General features: G+C 63.9%; 18 protein-coding genes and 1 riboswitch. Of the genes, 13 read left to right on the top strand and 5 right to left on the bottom strand.

The genetic code is table 11. The features are described from left to right. Positions 1-121: 121 nt before the first annotated feature. Together ACPS74_RS10795 and ACPS74_RS10790 are read left to right on the top strand one after the other, a co-directional pair. Entirely contained in the window at positions 122-271 is a 150-nt protein-coding gene (locus tag ACPS74_RS10795; RefSeq protein ID WP_154452038.1) for a hypothetical protein, read from the top strand. Between the two features lie 35 nt (positions 272-306). Then, positions 307-1731, top strand: a complete 1425-nt coding sequence (locus tag ACPS74_RS10790) for an FAD-binding oxidoreductase (protein WP_029649153.1) — start codon at positions 307-309, stop codon at positions 1729-1731. Here the strand turns inward: ACPS74_RS10790 and ACPS74_RS10785 are convergent. Beyond that, entirely contained in the window at positions 1728-2012 is a 285-nt protein-coding gene (locus ACPS74_RS10785) for a hypothetical protein (RefSeq protein WP_029649154.1), read from the bottom strand. The two genes, ACPS74_RS10790 and ACPS74_RS10785, sit on opposite strands and share 4 nt — an antisense overlap. A gap of 1 nt (position 2013) precedes the next feature. Further along, positions 2014-2463, bottom strand: coding sequence for an RT0821/Lpp0805 family surface protein (locus ACPS74_RS10780; RefSeq protein WP_029649155.1), 450 nt, complete (start codon positions 2461-2463; stop codon positions 2014-2016). A gap of 101 nt (positions 2464-2564) precedes the next feature. Between ACPS74_RS10780 and pdxH the strand changes: the two genes are divergently transcribed. The 4 genes from pdxH (at position 2565) to ACPS74_RS10760 (ending at position 5436) form a co-directional block, all read left to right on the top strand. After that, positions 2565-3179 carry a pyridoxamine 5'-phosphate oxidase gene (gene pdxH, locus ACPS74_RS10775; RefSeq protein WP_029649156.1) on the top strand — a complete coding sequence of 205 codons (615 nt, stop codon included), beginning with the start codon at positions 2565-2567 and terminating at the stop codon, positions 3177-3179. Continuing rightward, a complete protein-coding gene (locus tag ACPS74_RS10770; protein WP_029649157.1) occupies positions 3176-3772 on the top strand; it encodes a TIGR02301 family protein in 597 nt (198 codons plus the stop codon). The genes pdxH and ACPS74_RS10770 overlap by 4 nt, the downstream gene beginning before the upstream one ends. Positions 3773-3844: 72 nt before the next feature. Next, positions 3845-4099, top strand: coding sequence for a hypothetical protein (locus ACPS74_RS10765; protein WP_018406540.1), 255 nt, complete (start codon positions 3845-3847; stop codon positions 4097-4099). A gap of 242 nt (positions 4100-4341) precedes the next feature. Next, a complete protein-coding gene (locus ACPS74_RS10760) occupies positions 4342-5436 on the top strand; it encodes a histidine phosphatase family protein (RefSeq protein ID WP_029649158.1) in 1095 nt (364 codons plus the stop codon). Positions 5437-5625: 189 nt separating this feature from the next. On the opposite strand, the gene ACPS74_RS10755 is transcribed toward ACPS74_RS10760, so the two are convergent. Beyond that, the gene (locus ACPS74_RS10755) at positions 5626-6732 is read right to left on the bottom strand and encodes a cupin domain-containing protein (RefSeq protein WP_051381722.1); all 1107 of its coding nucleotides are present in this window, start codon (positions 6730-6732) and stop codon (positions 5626-5628) included. A 359-nt stretch (positions 6733-7091) separates the two neighbouring features. Here ACPS74_RS10755 and ACPS74_RS10750 point away from each other — a divergent pair, with 359 nt between their 5' ends. The 7 genes from ACPS74_RS10750 (at position 7092) to gcvPB (ending at position 14811) form a co-directional block, all read left to right on the top strand. Next, positions 7092-8363, top strand: a complete 1272-nt coding sequence (locus ACPS74_RS10750; RefSeq protein ID WP_244471406.1) for an Nramp family divalent metal transporter — start codon at positions 7092-7094, stop codon at positions 8361-8363. Between the two features lie 87 nt (positions 8364-8450). Continuing rightward, positions 8451-9494 carry an HpcH/HpaI aldolase/citrate lyase family protein gene (locus tag ACPS74_RS10745; protein WP_029649161.1) on the top strand — a complete coding sequence of 348 codons (1044 nt, stop codon included), beginning with the start codon at positions 8451-8453 and terminating at the stop codon, positions 9492-9494. A 93-nt stretch (positions 9495-9587) separates the two neighbouring features. Next, the gene (gene hspQ / locus ACPS74_RS10740; protein WP_018406534.1) at positions 9588-9920 is read left to right on the top strand and encodes a heat shock protein HspQ; all 333 of its coding nucleotides are present in this window, start codon (positions 9588-9590) and stop codon (positions 9918-9920) included. Between the two features lie 104 nt (positions 9921-10024). After that, positions 10025-10115: riboswitch (glycine riboswitch) on the top strand. A gap of 155 nt (positions 10116-10270) precedes the next feature. Next, positions 10271-11425: a glycine cleavage system aminomethyltransferase GcvT gene (gcvT, locus tag ACPS74_RS10735; RefSeq protein ID WP_029649162.1), complete on the top strand. Its 1155-nt coding sequence runs from the start codon at positions 10271-10273 to the stop codon at positions 11423-11425. Further along, positions 11422-11796 carry a glycine cleavage system protein GcvH gene (gene gcvH, locus ACPS74_RS10730; protein WP_014891518.1) on the top strand — a complete coding sequence of 125 codons (375 nt, stop codon included), beginning with the start codon at positions 11422-11424 and terminating at the stop codon, positions 11794-11796. Before gcvT ends, gcvH begins: the two co-directional genes overlap by 4 nt. A 130-nt stretch (positions 11797-11926) precedes the next feature. Then, the gene (gcvPA, locus tag ACPS74_RS10725) at positions 11927-13267 is read left to right on the top strand and encodes an aminomethyl-transferring glycine dehydrogenase subunit GcvPA (protein ID WP_029652139.1); all 1341 of its coding nucleotides are present in this window, start codon (positions 11927-11929) and stop codon (positions 13265-13267) included. After that, a complete protein-coding gene (gene gcvPB / locus ACPS74_RS10720) occupies positions 13267-14811 on the top strand; it encodes an aminomethyl-transferring glycine dehydrogenase subunit GcvPB (protein ID WP_029652140.1) in 1545 nt (514 codons plus the stop codon). Before gcvPA ends, gcvPB begins: the two co-directional genes overlap by 1 nt. Positions 14812-14986: 175 nt before the next feature. Here the strand turns inward: gcvPB and ACPS74_RS10715 are convergent, their stop codons facing one another. Together ACPS74_RS10715 and ACPS74_RS10710 are read right to left on the bottom strand one after the other, a co-directional pair. Continuing rightward, complete coding sequence (locus ACPS74_RS10715; protein WP_029652141.1) at positions 14987-16060, bottom strand: cytochrome-c peroxidase; 1074 nt, start codon at positions 16058-16060, stop codon at positions 14987-14989. 274 nt (positions 16061-16334) lie between these two features. Then, a complete protein-coding gene (locus tag ACPS74_RS10710) occupies positions 16335-16979 on the bottom strand; it encodes a S24 family peptidase (RefSeq protein ID WP_029652142.1) in 645 nt (214 codons plus the stop codon). Between the last annotated feature and the right edge of the window lie 69 nt (positions 16980-17048).

Genomic DNA, 17048 nt, shown 5'->3' with positions numbered 1-17048 from the left:
AAGAATGTCACAGGATGGTTAAGAAACGCCGAGGCGCGGCCGGGTTCTCGCAGAGCGGAGTTGCCGGGCGCCCAAATCAGGCATAGGATTTGCGAGTGGTCCAGCGTAGCCGGAAATTCAAATGATTTCCGCGGTCTGGAAGGAGAACGTCATGATGAATGCGCTTATCGCCGCGACATTATGCAGTATCGTCCTCGCAAGCGCGCCGGTCGCCATGCGCGCTTATGTCTATGCCCGCCGCAAAGATGATCGCCGCCGTCACTATCGCTAAGGACAGCGCGACAAAAAGGGCGCATCTTACTGCCTGTGACAGCCATTCGGTCTGACGCGCCTCTTTTGCTATCTCGTCTCGCAGCCATTGTCGGCGAGGCGGCCGTCGTAACGGATGCGACGGTGATGTCCCCTTACCTGGCCGAGCCTCGCGACCTCTATCATGGCCGCGCGCTCTGCGTTCTCAAGCCAAAAAGCCCGCAAGAAGTCGCCGGCGTCCTGGCGCTGTGCAATGAAACCGGCGTGTCCGTAACGCCCCAGGGCGGCAACACCGGCCTCGTCGGCGGACAAACCCCCGACCCAAGCGGCGCATCCGTCGTGCTCTCGCTCGAGCGCCTCAATCAGATTCGCGCCGTCGACGCGACGGCCGACGCGATGACGGTCGAGGCCGGCGTGACGCTGTCGCAGGCGCAGGACGCCGCGCAGGCCGCCGACCGCTATTTCCCGCTTTCGCTGGCCTCCGAAGGAAGCTGCACCATCGGCGGCAATCTCGCGACCAACGCCGGCGGGGTGCATGTCCTCGCCTATGGCTCGATGCGCGATTTGGTGCTGGGCGTCGAGGTCGCGCTCGCCAACGGCCGGCTGCTCTCGACGCTCGGCGCGCTGCGCAAGGACAACACCGGCTACGATCTGACGCGTCTCTTTGTCGGTTCGGAAGGCACGCTCGGCGTCATCACCGCCACGACGCTGAAGCTTTTCCCCTCACCGCGCTCCCACGCCGTCGCCTTTCTCGGGCTTCGCGATCCCGCTCAGGCGCTTTTACTGCTGAATTTCGTCAAAGGCCGTGCGGGGCCGATGCTCCACGCCTTCGAACTCGTGTCGCGGCAGGGCCTCGAACTCGTTCTGCGTCACATTCCCGGAACGCGCGATCCTCTGGCGCAGCCGCATGACTGGTATGCGCTGATCGAGCTTGCCGCCTTCGCCGATGGCGAAGCCGAGCGCGCCGCCGCCGAGGTTCTCGCCGCCGCGATCGAGGCGGAGTTGGCGCAAGATGCAACGCTCGCGCAATCACTGGATCAGGTGCGCGCCCTGTGGAAGCTGCGCGAAAGCATGTCGGAAGCCCAGAAGCGTGAAGGCGGCTCGATCAAGCACGACATCGCCGTTCCGGTGAACGCGATTCCACGCTTCATCGATGAGGCTGGGCGACGGCTGCGCGCCGCGCTCCCACTGGCGCGGCCGGTGCCCTTCGGCCATATGGGCGACGGCAACATCCACTATAACGTCTCGCAGCCTGTCGGCGCCGATAAGGCGAAATTCATCGCGCGCTGGGCCGAGGTCAACGCCATCGTCCACGGCGTCGTGCATGAGTTCGGCGGCTCGATTTCCGCCGAACATGGGATCGGACGGCTGAAGCGGGAGCTCCTGCGCGAAACGAAAGACCCGGTCGCGCTCGACGCCATGCGCGCTATCAAGGCTGCGCTCGACCCGAACGGCATCCTCAACCCGGGCGTATTGCTCTAGCTTCGGCGTTGCGGACAGACGATCTTCACCGTGATCCCGTCCCTGTAGATGAAATATTCGACGCAAGACTGACCATTGACGTCGACCGGCCGCTTGCCGACGTCAGCGGCGCGCAGGAAATCCGTCATCGACGTATGGCCTTTGTCGTCCCAATCCATCTCCGCCCAGTCGTAGCCTTGCCGCCAGGCTGTGATGGCGCGCGCGACGAAAAAGAACGCCGGAATCGCCAGGATCGCGGCGATTGTCGCCACAATGAGCCATTTGCCTACGGGCGCCGACATGTCATCCTTTCTTGGAGCGCTTCACCTCGGTGAGCGCCCATTCAGCGGTTTTTTCGCGACAGGCCGCGCCCTGAAGGCTTTCCTCCGTCTCTTTCACGACGATGTCGCCATGGAAGGCGCGGCAAATCCTGCCTTCCAGCGGATAGGGCTGGCCCACCGGCGTGAAGGAGCCCTTGGCGCCGCTCTGCGGATTGTCCCAATTGACGCTCGTCCCGCTTCCTTGCGGATCGAGCGCGGTGCTCAGCGCCGCGATCGCTCGGCGCTGATCTTCCGAATCGAGCGCGCCGGACAGTTTGGGAGGAGACTTTGGAATCGCGCTTGTGACGTCCGACGCGACGCGTTCAGAATTCCACATGACGGAAGGGTCCGAGGCCATGGGGACGGCGATCGAGCAGCCGGCAAGGCCGCCGGCCGTCGCCGTCAGGACAATGAGCTTTGCGCCGCGCGACATTTGAGCAATGACGCAAGCGGCGGTATGTCTGACGCACTGAAACTGCAAAGCGCCACCTTTGAAGCGCCGATCTTTGACTCGGCTTGAGAAAGGATTCTCGCTTGAACGCGTTAACGTCGGGTGACTTTGTCGAGGCCGCCGAACCTTTCGCATTGTTTGGTCAATGGTTCCAGGACGCTCAACTCAAGGAGTTGAACGATCCCGAGGCGATGGTCTTGGCGACGGCCGACGCGCACGGCCTGCCCGACGCGCGCATGGTGCTCCTGAAGGAATGGACGCCAGAGGGTTTCGTCTTCTACACCAACGCCGAGAGCGCCAAGGGGCGCCAACTCGAGGCGAACATGCAGGCGGCGGGGCTCTTTCACTGGAAGTCGCTTCGCCGGCAGGTGCGGCTGCGCGGACCCGTCAGCCGCGTCAGCGACGCCGAGGCGGACGAATATTTCGCCAGCCGGCCGCGCGATTCCCGCATTGGCGCGTGGGCGAGCCAACAGTCGCGCCCGCTGGAAAGCCGGTTCGCGCTCGAAAAGTCCGTCGCCGTCTTCGCCGCCAAATATGCGGTGGGCGGCATTCCCCGCCCGCCTTATTGGCGCGGCTTTCGAATTGCGCCGGTCGCGATGGAATTCTGGTCCGATCGGCCGTTCCGGCTCCACGACCGCGTCCGCTTTTTTCGGGCCGAGCCGGGACAAGATTGGCAAAAGGAGCGGCTCTATCCATGACAGGGCAAGCAAAGCGCGCGACGGCGGCGCTCGTTGTGGCGGCGGCCGCGGCGCTTTTTTCGGCCGACGCCGCCGCGCAGGATCCTTTCGATTTCCTCTTCGGCGGCGGCTACGACGGTCCCCGCCGCGCCCGACGCGCGCCCAGCGCGCCGCGGCGGTCCGAGCGTCCGCCGCCGCGCAAGCGGGATGGCGCCGCGCAGACCCAGACCAAGGGTCAAAATCAGCAGGCTCCGGGCGCGCCAGCGGCGACCGGAGCGCCGGCGGCGCCGAGCGGGCCGGAGGGGCCGCCGCCGCCCTATGATCCCCAGATCACGCGGCTCTCGGAAGTCCTCGGCGCGCTGGCCTTCCTGCGCGACCTCTGCGGGTCGGGGGACGGCGAGGAATGGCGGGGGAAGATGTCGGCGCTGCTCGACGCCGACGCCCCCAGCGGCGCGCGCCGCCAGAGGCTCATGGCGTCCTTCAACCACGGATTTCGTGGCTATGAGCTGACCTATCGCGCCTGCACGCCCAACGCCAAGACGGTGATCTCCCGCTATCTGGCGGAGGCCTCGCGGCTGACCCGCGACATCACCTATCGCTACGGAAACCCCTAAGCGGACTCGCGAAATTAACCTTCCGGCGAGCGTCGCCTCGCGCGGCGCGGGCGGGTTCTCTAGAGTAGCGTCATGAACGAATTGAACGTCGCCTCGCTCTACGACTTGGGCGGGGACCAGCACCGAGCGGCCCTTGCCTATGTCACCGAGGCCTTCGCCGAGGCGATTCTCGCGGGGATCGAAAGCGATTCCTTCGCGCATGCCGCCCTCTGCGCGGCGTTGCGCGAACTGGTGGCGACCTATGGCGAGGAATCGGTGGCGGTCTTCGCCGAAACGCTGCCCGCGCGGCTGCGGGCGGGCGAATTCACCACCGGCCTGAGACATTAGATCGCACTGCATTTGAGCAAGATCGCTCGAATGCGGATCAATCTCAAAAGTTTAGGGCGCGCTCTCCGCCCCTAACGCCGCCACTTTTGCGCAGCGCGCGCCAAGTCGATTGCGGTTATTCGCCGCGACCCCGCGAATGCGGACTGACTTTTGCACTGCAAGGCCCTAGAACGCCGGACGCCGCAGGCGTAGACGCCCGGCGGCTTTGCACAGCGACTCCTGCGCCTTAAATCCGAAACGACATGCCCCGCACGCTTCTGTGTCTCGCACGGCACGGCGAGACCAACTGGAATATCGAAAGGCGCTTTCAGGGCCAGTTCGACATTGCGCTGAACGCCCGCGGACGCGCGCAGGCGGCCGCCCTGGCGAAGGAGCTCGCCGGCGCGCATTTCGACAGAGTCTATTCAAGCGACCTGCGCCGCGCGCTCGCGACAGCGACGCCGATCGCCGGCGCGCGCGGCCTCGACGTCGCCAAGACCCCGGCGCTGCGCGAGAAGGACGACGGCGTTTGGCAGGGCCACACGCATGCGGAAGTGCAGGCGACGCACGCCGACATCTATCCGAACTATCTGACGCGCCGGCCGGATTTCGCCGCGCCGCAAGGCGAAAGCCTGGAACATTTCGCCGAGCGGGTGCGCAAGGCCTTGACCCAGATCGCCAAGGAGAGCGCCGGCGAAACCGTGCTGGTCGTCGCCCATGCCGGCGTGCTCGACATCGCCTGGCGGCTCGCCGCCGGCAAGAAGCTCGACGAAAAGCGCGAGCATCCGGTGCTCAACGCCACGCCGAACTGGATCGCCTATGAGGACGGGAAATGGTCGCTCGTCGACTGGGCGACGCCGGAGGGACGCGCCGAAATCGCCGCGCCATGGGACGGCCGTGAACTGCCTCGTCGCGAAGCCGCACGCGCGTTGATCGTCGATCAGGATAACGACGTCCTGCTGATGCGCTACGCCGGCGGGCTCACGCCGCATTTTCTGGCGCTCGGACATCATCACTTCTGGGCGACGCCGGGCGGGGCGGTCATGGAAGGCGAGGACTTCGAGTCGGCGCTGCGTCGGGAGGTCTATGAAGAGACGGGCCTCACCCTTCTCGATCCCGGTCCGGTCGTCGCGACGCGCGAATTTCCGATGGAGATCGGCGACGACTGGCATCAGGCGGTGGAGCGCTATTATCTCATCCGCACCGAACGCTTCGCGATCGAGCCGCACGACCTGACCGAGGAGGAAAAAATCCATGTGCTCGGCTGGCGCTGGTGGAGCGCGGACGAGATCGCGGTCTCGCACGATCTGATTTTCCCCGAAGGGCTCGAGGCGCTGCTGCGCAAAGTCGGCACGTAGCGAGGTTCGCTGGCGCGAGCGTCTCAGACGCATTCCGCTCGCCTGTCATTCCCGACGCGCGTATGGACGCGCGATCGGGAATCCAGAGCAAATCCAGCACTCCTGAGTCGGCTCTGGATTCCCGGTCAGGCCTTCGGCCTGCCGGGAATGACAGGCCCCGCAAATGGATCAACCGGATTTCGTAATTACTCACTTCGTCATGAAGACGTCCCTGCGCGGGAATTTCTCGAAGACCGACGGATCCTGCCCGAAATTCGTCGCGAGAATGTCGGTCGGATTGCCGGCGATCCATTGTGACAGATCGATCGTCTGATAATGCGCGTTGTTGAAGACGATGAGCACGCGCACCGTATCGGTCCCGACATTTTCCAGCGAATGACCCATGCCCTGGGGAATATAGCCGACGTCGCCTTTCGAGAACGTCTCCTGGCGCCAGCGGCCCTTTGACCCAAACAGCGTGACGCAAAGCTGTCCGCTCAGCACATATTGCCATTCGGAAGCATTGGGGTGCCAATGCAATTCGCGAAGCGCGCCGGGCTCCATTTCCAGAACGACGCCGGTCATCGTCGTGGAAATCGGGAATTGCGATCCGTCGACGCGCCACTCGATTCCGCCGGGGAACGTCTCGAAGGGCTTCTGCGACAGAAGGCTGTATTTGTGGGTCAGCGGCGGCGGCTTCCATCCCTGCAACGGTCGCGAGGGGATCTCCGGCGGATTATTGCCCCTGGCGAAATAGACTTCCTGCTTGGGGAAACTGTCGAAGGTCGACGCTGGGACGCCGAAATTCTTGGCGAGCAGCTCCTTGGGCGCATGGCCGAGCCAGTCGCTGATACTGAAGGTGCCGAATTCGGAGAAATAGCCGTTGTCGAAGACGAGGATGAAATGACACAGGTCTTTTCCCAGCGTCTCGATGACATGGCCATGGCCGCGCGGAAAATACCAAAGATCGCCCGCCTCGAAATCATTGGTCTCCGAGCAGCCCGCCGGATCGATGACGGTGGTGCGCACACGTCCCTCAGTGACGAAGCCCCACTCGGCGGCTGTCGCGTGCCAGTGAAGCTCGCGCATGACGCCCTGCTCCATGCGCATTGAAACGCCGGCGATATCCTTGGAGATCGGCAGCTGAGCGACGGTCGCTTCCTTGCCATAGCTGGCGCCGTCGACGCGTCCTTGAGATTTTTCAAGCTCGAACTTGAACGTCGGCAGCTCGGCGCCCGAGGTCACGGGGTCGGGCACATTATTATGAAAGCTCGTGTGTCCGCCTTCCGAGCTTATCGGGATCGTCAATGAGAACATTACCAGCCCCCGCTGTTCTGACTGTGTGTCGCAATCTCTCGTCGCATGACAAGCACATCGGCTGATTCTGAATCGCGACGGCTCAGCTTGCGAGCATGCCTGCTCGAACGGCGCGCGACAAGGCGCGGCTGCGGCGACTGCGCTTCGCCCGCAGATGAAATTCTCCCGTTACGATTTACATTGGTGACAAAGGGAAGCCTTAAGGCGAAAACTTCTTGCCGAGAAGCGGCCCTTCCCGGGCCTTGCCAAGCAGCGGCCCTTGCCAAGTAGATCCTGTGTCCGGCCGCCGCCGGCGCCTCGTGGAGACAAATGTGACGCCAGCGACGACCGCCAACGCGCCCATTCCGCAACGCGGCGATATGCGCCGCTCCGTGCATGTGCCCGAAGGCGGCAGATTTCTCCGGCGGCTCTTCGTGTTTCTGGGTCCGGGCTATCTCGTCGCCACCGGCTATATGGACCCCGGCAACTGGGCGACGGCGCTCGCCGGCGGCTCGAAATTCGGTACGGCGTTGCTTTTCGTCGCCGTGCTGTCGAGCTTAATGGCGATCGTCCTGCAATCCCTTGCGGCGCGGCTCGGCGTCGGCGCGGAGCTGGATTTGGCGCAGGCCTGCCGGCGGCATTATCCCTTCCCGGCCGCGGTCGGGCTCTGGATCTTGGCGGAAATCGGCATTTTCGCCACGGATCTCGCCGAAGTGATCGGCACCGCCATCGGCCTGCAGTTGCTGTTCGGCCTGCCGCTCGCCGTCGGCATCCTCATTACGGTGCTCGACACCTTTCTGGTCCTTGCTCTGGAGCGGGCCGGCTTTCGCAAGATCGAGCTTTTCGTCGTCGCGATGCTTGCGCTCATCGCCTTTTCCTTCCTGGCGCAACTCATCATGGCGCGCCCCGATCTGGCGCAGATCGCGCAAGGACTCGTGCCGACGCAGCGCTTTTTCACCGATCCAGAGATGCTCTACATCGGCCTGGGCATCCTCGGCGCGACGGTCATGCCGCATAATCTCTTCCTGCACTCTTTTGTCGTGCAAACCCGCGCCGTCGCCGAGCCGCTCGATAAGAAACGCGAGGCGATTCGCTTCGCGGTGATCGACAGCACGCTGGCGCTGTTTCTCGCGCTGTTCGTCAACGGCGCCATCCTCGTTCTCGCCGCCGCGGTCTTCCACGCGACCGGCCATACGGAAGTCGCGGAGCTTGGCGAGGCCTATAGGCTCATCGCGCCTTTGCTCGGGCAGCCGGTCGCTGCGACGCTTTTCGCCGTCGCGCTCATCGCCTGCGGGCTCAATTCGACCGTGACCGCCACCCTCACCGGCCAGATCGTCATGGAGGGATTTGTGCGGCTGCGGATGAAGCCGGCGACGCGTCGGCTCATCACCCGCTGCATCGCGATCGCGCCGGCGATCGGGGTGACGCTTTACGCGGGCGAGTCGGCGACGGCGCAGCTGCTCGTCCTGAGCCAAGTGGCGCTGAGCGTGACGCTGCCCTTCGCCGTCGTGCCGCTCATAGCCTTCACGGCGCAGCGCAGCGTCATGGGAGAACTCGTCGCGCCCAAACGCACCACCGCGCTTGCGGCGCTCATCGCCGCCGTCATCATCGCGCTGAATGCGAAGCTTCTGTGGGACGCCGTCGCCGGCTGAGCGCCTCGCGGACGTGACAGCGCGCGCCATTGCCAAGCCGACGCATCTCGCTTAACTCGTCGCAACTTTTGTTGGAGCCGCGTCGAGATGAAACTCCCCAATCAATTCTACCGTCCGCTCGCCATCGGCGCCCCGGCGCCGCTGCGCGAACCGCCCGTCAAGGTCGAGCGGATGATTCATTTCGTCCCGCCGCATCTTGAAAAATTCCGCGCCAAAGTTCCCGAGCTCGTCAAACAGGTCGACGTTGTGCTCGGCAATCTCGAAGACGCGATTCCCGCCGACGCCAAAGAAGCCGCCCGCGCCGGCTTTATTGAAATGGCCAAGGCGACCGACTTCGGCTCGACTGGCCTGTGGACGCGCATGAACGCGCTGAACAGCCCCTGGGCGCTCGACGACATGATCGAGATCGTCGGCGCGGTCGGGCGCAAGCTCGACGTCGTCATGCTGCCCAAGGTCGAGGGACCCTGGGACATCGCCTATCTCGACCAGCTTCTGGCGCAGCTCGAAGCGCGGCATAGCGTGACGAAGCCGATCCTTATTCACGCCATTCTGGAGACGGCGGAAGGCGTCAAGAATGTCGACGCCATCGCGTCGGCTTCGCCGCGCATGCATGGCATTTCGCTTGGACCGGCCGATCTCGCCGCCTCTCGCGCCATGAAGACCACCCGCGTCGGCGGCGGCCATCCGGATTATAAGGTGATCGCCGACGCCGAGCCCGGCCAGGGCCTGCGCGCATCGTTCCAGCAGGACCTCTGGCATTACACCATCGCCAAGATGGTCGACGCCTGCGCGTCCGCCGGCATCAAGGCCTTCTATGGCCCCTTCGGCGATTTCTCCGACGCCCCCGCCTGCGAGGCGCAATTCCGCAACGCCTTTTTGCTCGGCTGCGCCGGCGCCTGGTCGCTGCATCCGTCGCAAATCGCCATCGCCAAGAAGGTCTTTTCGCCCGATCCGCAAGAAGTCGCCTTCGCCAAGCGGGTGCTTGACGCCATGCCGGACGGCACCGGCGCGGTGATGATCGACGGCCGAATGCAGGACGACGCCACCTGGAAGCAGTGCAAGGTCGTCGTTGACCTCGCCAAACAGGTCGCCGCCAAAGACGCCGACCTCGCCACGCTCTACGGATTTTGAGAGGATTTGGCTGTGGCGCGACGTCCGATTGACGGCTGCGCCCCGGCTGCGTTACTAAAAGGCAAGTAAACAGCGTGTTAAAGGCGCCTTGGAATGCCGCGAGAAAACTCCGCGAAATTTTCTATTGGACAGGTGGTCAAGCATCGCCGCTATCCGTTCCGCGGCGTGATCTATGACGTTGATCCGGTGTTCGCCAACACTGAAGAGTGGTGGCTTTCAATTCCGGAAGAGCTGCGTCCGAACAAGGATCAGCCTTTCTATCACCTCTTCGCCGAGAACGCCGAAACCGAATATGTCGCCTATGTGTCGGAGCAAAATCTGCTGCCCGACAACAGCAACAGGCCGGTGCGCCATCCACAGGTCGACGAGACCTTCGAGCGCGATGACGACGGCGTCTATCGCATGCGGGCGCCCAAGCGCCACTGAGCAGCGGCGCTTCCGATCGGACCACGCGCTGCCGCATTGCGAAAAAAACCCGCAGCGCCGGGATTGACGATCGCGCGAATCGACCACATTTTGGTTGCAGGTCGAACTTCATCGCGGGAGAGACCGGCGCTCGCGCCGGCGCCGAAGGCGAAACCGCCCCGGAAACGCTCAGGCCCAAAGGACCGCGACGAAGTAGAAACTCTGGAAAGCGGCGACGCGCGCAAGCGTTTCGCCCACCGAAGGGCGTAACCTGTCGCTTTTAGCGCAGGGAAATCTCTCAGGTCACCGGACAGAGGGGGCGCGTAGCGAAGTTTTAGCTTTGCTGCGCCAACCATGTCCTGGCGGAGTTGATGGTGACCGAACTCGACGTCGCGACCGCGCCTCCCGCGCTGGCCAAACTCCCGCTCGACGCCGTGCATCGACGGCTTGGCGCGCGCATGGCGCCTTTCGCCGGCTACGAGATGCCGCTGCAATATGAGCAGGGCATCGTCGCCGAAACGCTCCATACGCGACGCAGCGCGAGTCTGTTCGATGTTTCGCATATGGGTCAAGCCATCCTCGCCGGCGCGCGCGCCGCACGGGCGCTTGAAAGTCTAACGCCGGCGGATTTGGCGTCGCTTTCGCCGGAACGCACGCGTTACACGCAGCTGCTCAATGAGAGCGGCGGCATCCTCGACGATCTTCTCGTCACCCGTCTGCCAGGCGTCGAGGAGCGGCTGCTGCTTGTGGTCAACGCCTCGCGCAAGCAGGCCGATTTCGCGCTTATCAGCGCCGCGTTGCCGCAGTTCGACTTCAATCCATTGGACCGCGCGTTGCTCGCCCTTCAGGGCCCGCGCGCGTCCTCGGTCCTCGGCGCACTCCTCCCCGGCGCCGAGGACCTTCCTTTCATGGGCTGGCGCGCCTTCGACTTCGGCGGCGCGCCGCTCTTCGTGTCGCGCAGCGGCTATACGGGCGAAGACGGATTTGAGCTGTCGCTGCGCGCCGAGCATGCCGAAGACCTTGCGCGCCTGTTGCTGTCGCATGAGGACGTCGCGCCGGCGGGCCTTGGCGCGCGCGACGCCTTGCGGCTGGAGGCGGGCCTGCCCCTCTATGGCCACGACCTCGACGAAACCACAGATCCCGTCGAAGCCGGACTCGGCTGGTCGATCGGCAAACGCCGGCGCGTCGAAGGCGGGTTCCCCGGCTTCGAGCGCATTCGGCTCGCGCTTGAGCAGGGTCCCGCCCGCAGGCGCGTCGGGCTCGAGCCGCAATCAAAGGCGCCGCTGCGCGAAGGCGCGGAGCTCTCGGCGCGCGACGGCGAAGCTGTTGGCCATGTGACGTCGGGCGGCTTTTCGCCGACGCTGCAACGCCCGATCGCGATGGGCTATGTCGCCAGCAATCACGCAAACCTCGGCGCGACGCTTTCGGCGCCGCTGCGCGACAAACGCGTCGACGTCACAGTGGCGGCTCTGCCTTTCGTCCCGCACCGCTATTTCAAAACGCCGGCTGGAAAGGATGCGAGATGACCGATCTTCGTTACTCGAAGGATCATGAATATGTCGCGCTCGATGGCGATCTCGCGACGCTGGGCATATCGGACTATGCGCAGTCGCAGCTCGGCGACATCGTCTTCATCGAACTGCCTGAAGTCGGCAAGAAGGTCGCGAAGGGCAAAGAGATCGCGGTCATCGAGAGCGTAAAAGCCGCGAGCGAAGTCTATTCGCCTGTGAGCGGCGAAGTCGTCGAAGTCAATCCCGAGCTTGGCGAAGCGCCGGCGCTCGTCAACGACGATCCGCTTGGACGCGGTTGGCTCATCAAGGTGAGAGTCAGCGATCCTGGCGAATGCGCATCGCTGATGGACGACGCCGCCTATTCGAGCTTCCTGAAAACGATCTAGAGCAGGTTCCGAAAAAGTTGACAGACTTTTTCGATGAGAACCTGCTCCAGCATTTTGGTTTTGAGCGATTCCTTCTCGATCACATGATTCCATGTGATCGGGAAGCGCTCTAAGCGCAAGGAAAAGAACGATGCGCTATCATCCGCTGTCGGAGGCCGACAGAAACGCGATGCTCGCGACGATCGGCGTGTCGTCGATCGAAGCGCTCTACGCCGATGCGCCGCCCGCGACTCTGCTAAAGACGCCGCTCGACCTGCCGTCCGGCAAGTCGGAGCTCGACGTCGAGCGTTTCTTCGCAAGGCTTGCCGCCCGCAATATGCCTGCATCGCGCGCGCCGTTCTTCGTCGGCGCCGGCGCTTACAAGCATCACATTCCTGCAAGCGTCGATCATCTCATTCAACGATCGGAATTCTTGACGAGCTACACGCCTTATCAGCCGGAGATCTCGCAGGGCACGCTGCAATATCTTTTTGAATTCCAAACCCAGGTCGCTCTGCTCACAGGTATGGAGGTCGCCAACGCCTCGATGTACGACGGCTCAACGGCGACCGCCGAAGCCGTGCTCATGGCGCATCGCGTGACGAAGCGACGCAAGGCGCTGCTCTCCGGCGGCCTGCATCCGCATTACGCCGAAGTCGTGCGCACCATCTCGCGCCTCGCCGAAGACGAAGTCGAGACAATGGCGCCCGACATTCGCGCCGCCGAAGATCTCATCGCGCGCATCGACGACACGCTTTCTTGCGTCGTCGTGCAGACGCCCGACGTCTTCGGCAATCTGCGCGATCTGACGGAGATCGCGGAAGCTTGCCACAAGAACGGCGCGCTTCTCATCGCCGTCTTCACCGAAGCCGTGTCGCTTGGTCTCCTAAAATCTCCTGGCGCGATGGGCGCCGACATTGTCGTCGGCGAAGGCCAGTCGATCGGCAATTCGCTCAATTTCGGCGGACCTTATGTTGGTCTCTTCGCGACGCGACATGAATTCCTGCGGCAGATGCCCGGCCGCCTCGCCGGCGAAAGCGTCGACGCCGACGGCAGGCGCTCCTATGTGCTGACGCTGTCGACCCGTGAGCAGCATATCCGCCGCGACAAGGCGACCTCGAACATCTGCACCAACTCGGGCCTGTGCGCGCTCGCCTTCACCATTCATCTGACCCTGCTTGGCGAAGCAGGATTGACGCGGCTCGCGCGCGTCAATCACGCCAATGCGGTCTTGCTGGCGCAAATGCTCAAGGAAGTTCCAAACGTCGAAGTGCTCAACGAGACCTTCTTCAACGAGTTTACGCTTCGCATCGAAGGCGACGCCGCCGCGCTTGTTGAGAGAATGGCGGCGCGCGGCGTGCTCGCCGGCGTTCCCGTCTCGCGGCTCCTGCCGCGCGCGGGGCTTGACGATCTTGTCCTCGTCGCCACCACCGAAGTGAATACGCAAGAAGATCGCGACGCGTTCGTCGCGGCGCTTAAGGAGTCGCTCTGATGCTCGACAGACCCGCAGTCATCGAACCGCTCGATGACGACAAAACGCCCGCGACCTTCACCGGCAATCGCGGGCTCGATCAGGAAGAGCCGCTGATCTTCGAGATCGGCCGGCTCGACGCGACCGGCGTCGACATCGACCATCCTGCGCCGATCGCGACGCGGCTCGGCGCGCTGGAGCGCAATGCGCCCATCGGTCTTCCGGGCCTCACCGAACCGGAGACGATGCGCCATTATGTGCGTCTGTCGCGCAAGAATTATTCGATCGACGCGGGGCTCTATCCGCTCGGCTCCTGCACGATGAAGCATAATCCGCGCAGCAATGAGAAGATCGCGCGCTATGAGGGCTTCGCCGATCTGCATCCGCTGCAGCCGCAATCGACGGCGCAGGGCGCGCTGGAGTTGATGCAGATTCTCGCCGACTGGCTGATGACGCTCACCAATATGCAGGCGGTGGCGATGTCGCCGAAGGCCGGCGCGCATGGCGAACTCTGCGGCATGATGGCGATCAAGTCTGCGATCGCCGCCAGAGGCGAAAGCGCGACGCGCAATGTCGTTCTCATTCCGCAGTCGGCGCACGGCACCAATCCGGCGACGGCGGCGCTGCTCGGCTTTTCGGTTCGCGTCGTTCCGGCGGCGGCGGATGGAACCGTGCGCGCCGAGGCTGTCAAAGAGGCGCTCGCTCCCGACGTCGCCGCGATCATGCTGACCAACCCCAACACTTGCGGGCTGTTCGAGCGCGAGATCGTCGACATCGCCGACGCGATGCACGAGGCCGGCGGCTATTTCTATTGCGACGGCGCGAATTTCAACGCGATCGCCGGCGTCGCGCGGCCCGGCGACTTCGGCATCGACGCCATGCACATCAATTTGCACAAGACCTTCTCGACGCCGCATGGCGGCGGCGGACCTGGCGCAGGCCCGGTCGTTCTCTCAGAACGTCTCGCGCCTTTCGCGCCGGTCCCCTTCATTCGACGCAACGGCGATGCGCTGGAGCTTGTCGAAGCGGCTGAGGGCACGCAGAGCTTCGGGCGCCTGACCGCCTTCCACGGCCAGATGGGCATGTTCGTGCGGGCGCTCGCCTATATGCTTGCGCATGGCGCCGACGGGGTCGCCCAGGCCTCGAAAGACGCCGTGCTGTCGGCGAACTATGTCCGCGCGTCGCTACGTGACGTGATGACTCAGCCGTTCGGCGATCGCATCTGCATGCATGAAGTTCTGTTCGACGACGCCTGGCTGCGCGGCACCGGCGTGACGACGCTCGATTTCGCCAAGGCGATGATCGACGAAGGCTATCATCCGATGACGATTTATTTCCCGCTCGTCGTCCACGGCGCCATGCTCATCGAGCCGACGGAATCGGAATCGAAAGCCTCGCTCGATCTCTTCATCGCGACGCTGCGCGATCTCGCGCGCAGCGCCAAAGCCGGCGAGGTGGCGCGCTTTACCCCCGCGCCGCGATTGGCCCCGCGTAGGCGCGTCGATGAAGCGCTCGCGGCGAGAAAGCCGGTGCTGCGTTGGGAGAAGAAAACGGCGACGATTTAGCAGTGGATCGTTGATGACGGAATCGCGCGTTCGCTTGGGCCGCGTCATTCCCGGCAGGCCGTAGGCCTGACCGGGAATCCAGAGCAACGTCACCAAAGATTATTCTTTCTGGATTCCCGGTCGCGCGCTATGCGCGCGTCGGGAATGACATTCGAACTGTTCGATAGACGCGATATCAGAGCGCCGGCGGCGCGGTGTGCGGCGGCAGAATCGGCAGCACGACCTCAGGCTGGCGCCCGGTCAGCGAATCCAGGAAGGCGACGATCTTGTCGGTCTCGTCGGCGCTGAGTTCGACGCCGAGCTGGCTTTCGCCCATCACCGCCACGGCCTTCTTCAGATCGAAGGTCGCGCCGGTGTGGAAATAGGGCGCCGTCAGTTCGACATTGCGCAGCGAGGGCACCTTGAAGGCGTATTTGTCGGCGACCGCCTTGGTGACCGCGAAGCGGCCCCAATCGTCCGGCGGCAGAAATTCCGCGGTCGGCTGCTTGACGACGCCGAAACGCGCATACATGCCGCCGCCGACATTGACGCCGTTGTGGCAGGTGACGCAGCCCTTATCGATGAAGAGCTTCAACCCGTCCTTCTGCGCGTCGGACAGCGCCTGATCGTCGCCTTTGAGCCAGCGGTCGAACGGCGCGTCCGGCGTGATCAGCGTCGCTTCAAACAACGCAATGGCCCGGCCGATATTGTCATAGGCGACGGGATCGCTCTGTTCGGGAAAGGCCTGTTTGAAGGCCGCCACGTAACCTGGGATTTTCTTGAATTGCTCGACGGCGCGCTGTTTGGCGATTGCGTGCTCCGTCGGATTGATCGGCATCGGCCCCCCGCGCGTCTTCAACATCGCCTTGGGATTGGCCATCACCGAATTAACCACCTGGTCCGAAAGATTGGCGGCGCGCCCGTCCCAATATTGGGCCTTGTTGAAAATGGCGTTCAACACCGTGAGGACTTCGCGGCCGGCGAGCTGCGCGTTGTGCCCGCCCGAGAGCGCGCCGCCGTCGACGCCGCCCATGCTCAGATTGTGACAGTCGGCGCAGCTGACATCGCCGCTTCCGGAAAGTCGCGGCTCGAAGAACAGCATCTTGCCGAGCGCGAGTTTTTCCGGCGTCGCCGTCTCTCCAGGAATCGCCGGCGGCGCCGTGGGAATCGGCTCGAACAATTCCTTCGCCCGGTCCCTCAGGCCTGCCTCGGCAAAAGCCGGGCCGCCGACAAGAAGCGCGACAAGAGAGACGATCGAAGAAAGACGCATGGCGGATTTCACCCGGATGGAAGCGGCGCAAGAGGTTGAAGCTTATACCACAGCTGCATGGGCGCGAGGCTAGATGCGTCGGTCGGCGGCTAAGCGTCACACGTCATTGGATTCCGGCTGAACCTTTCGCTTGGACCCTTGTCATTCCCGGCAGGCCGAAGGCCTGACCGGGAATCCAGGGCCTATGCGGAAATGGTGGTTTTGCACTGGATTCCCGATCGCGCGCGTTGCGCGCGTCGGGAATGACAGCCAAGCAGATCGGCCAAAATTCGTATCATTGGCTCGCCCAAAGAATGCGGGCCATCCAGCTGACCTCGTCGCGCGGAATCGTGCGGTCGGGATAGGCCGGATTGACCGAACGCAGTTCGATGGTTCGCGCCGTCTCGCGCTTCAGCTCCTTGGCCATGATCTCGCCCGCGGTGGTCTTGACCACCACCCGGTCGCCGCGCCGCACCGGCGCCGCCGGCGAGACGATCACCACATCGCCGTCGCGATACAGCGGCGCCATGGAGTCGCCTGAAATCTCGAGCGCGTAGGAATGTTCGTCGGCCTCGGCCAAGACGTCGATTTCGTCCCAGCCGGCGCCGGTGGCGAAGCCGGCATCGTCGAAAAAGCCGCCGACTCCGGCCTGGGCGAGACCGATCAGCGGCCGGGTATGACGCCAGCGGCCGGCGGCGCTGTTCGCCATCACCAGCGACATGAATTCCTCGAGCCCGGCGCCGGTCGCCTGCAACACTTTGGCGATCGATTCGGTCGAAGGCCAGCGCTGGCGCCCGCTCGTCGTTTCGCGCTTGGAGCGATTGAAGGTCGTGGGATCGAGGCCGGCTTTGCGCGCCAGGCCCGACGGCGTCATGCCATATCGCTCGCCGAGCGCGTCGATCGCCGCCCAGATCTGAGCATGGGTGAGAATGTCGGACATGGCTGGCCGCGTTCGGAAGAATTTCCTAGTCGGTAGGAATATATCTATTAACTATGCCGCACAATAGGA

This window comes from Methylocystis sp. SB2 (assembly GCF_049817085.1).
In the GTDB taxonomy this organism is placed as follows: Bacteria; Pseudomonadota; Alphaproteobacteria; order Rhizobiales; family Beijerinckiaceae; genus Methylocystis; species Methylocystis rosea.
This window is presented reverse-complemented; position numbering and strand designations above follow the sequence as displayed.

What these genes read in the sequence shown, in the direction of transcription:
- gcvT (WP_029649162.1), top strand. Translation starts at nt 10,271, where the DNA reads ATGGTGACCGAACTCGACGTCGCGACCGCGCCTCCCGCGCTGGCCAAA.
- ACPS74_RS10750 (WP_244471406.1), top strand. Translation starts at nt 7,092, where the DNA reads ATGCGCCGCTCCGTGCATGTGCCCGAAGGCGGCAGATTTCTCCGGCGG.
- ACPS74_RS10760 (WP_029649158.1), top strand. Translation starts at nt 4,342, where the DNA reads ATGCCCCGCACGCTTCTGTGTCTCGCACGGCACGGCGAGACCAACTGG.
- ACPS74_RS10710 (WP_029652142.1), bottom strand. Translation starts at nt 16,979, where the DNA reads ATGTCCGACATTCTCACCCATGCTCAGATCTGGGCGGCGATCGACGCG.
- ACPS74_RS10780 (WP_029649155.1), bottom strand. Translation starts at nt 2,463, where the DNA reads ATGTCGCGCGGCGCAAAGCTCATTGTCCTGACGGCGACGGCCGGCGGC.
- gcvPA (WP_029652139.1), top strand. Translation starts at nt 11,927, where the DNA reads ATGCGCTATCATCCGCTGTCGGAGGCCGACAGAAACGCGATGCTCGCG.
- ACPS74_RS10745 (WP_029649161.1), top strand. Translation starts at nt 8,451, where the DNA reads ATGAAACTCCCCAATCAATTCTACCGTCCGCTCGCCATCGGCGCCCCG.
- ACPS74_RS10795 (WP_154452038.1), top strand. Translation starts at nt 122, where the DNA reads ATGATTTCCGCGGTCTGGAAGGAGAACGTCATGATGAATGCGCTTATC.
- ACPS74_RS10785 (WP_029649154.1), bottom strand. Translation starts at nt 2,012, where the DNA reads ATGTCGGCGCCCGTAGGCAAATGGCTCATTGTGGCGACAATCGCCGCG.
- ACPS74_RS10755 (WP_051381722.1), bottom strand. Translation starts at nt 6,732, where the DNA reads ATGTTCTCATTGACGATCCCGATAAGCTCGGAAGGCGGACACACGAGC.
- gcvPB (WP_029652140.1), top strand. Translation starts at nt 13,267, where the DNA reads ATGCTCGACAGACCCGCAGTCATCGAACCGCTCGATGACGACAAAACG.
- ACPS74_RS10765 (WP_018406540.1), top strand. Translation starts at nt 3,845, where the DNA reads ATGAACGAATTGAACGTCGCCTCGCTCTACGACTTGGGCGGGGACCAG.
- gcvH (WP_014891518.1), top strand. Translation starts at nt 11,422, where the DNA reads ATGACCGATCTTCGTTACTCGAAGGATCATGAATATGTCGCGCTCGAT.
- ACPS74_RS10715 (WP_029652141.1), bottom strand. Translation starts at nt 16,060, where the DNA reads ATGCGTCTTTCTTCGATCGTCTCTCTTGTCGCGCTTCTTGTCGGCGGC.
- hspQ (WP_018406534.1), top strand. Translation starts at nt 9,588, where the DNA reads ATGCCGCGAGAAAACTCCGCGAAATTTTCTATTGGACAGGTGGTCAAG.
- ACPS74_RS10770 (WP_029649157.1), top strand. Translation starts at nt 3,176, where the DNA reads ATGACAGGGCAAGCAAAGCGCGCGACGGCGGCGCTCGTTGTGGCGGCG.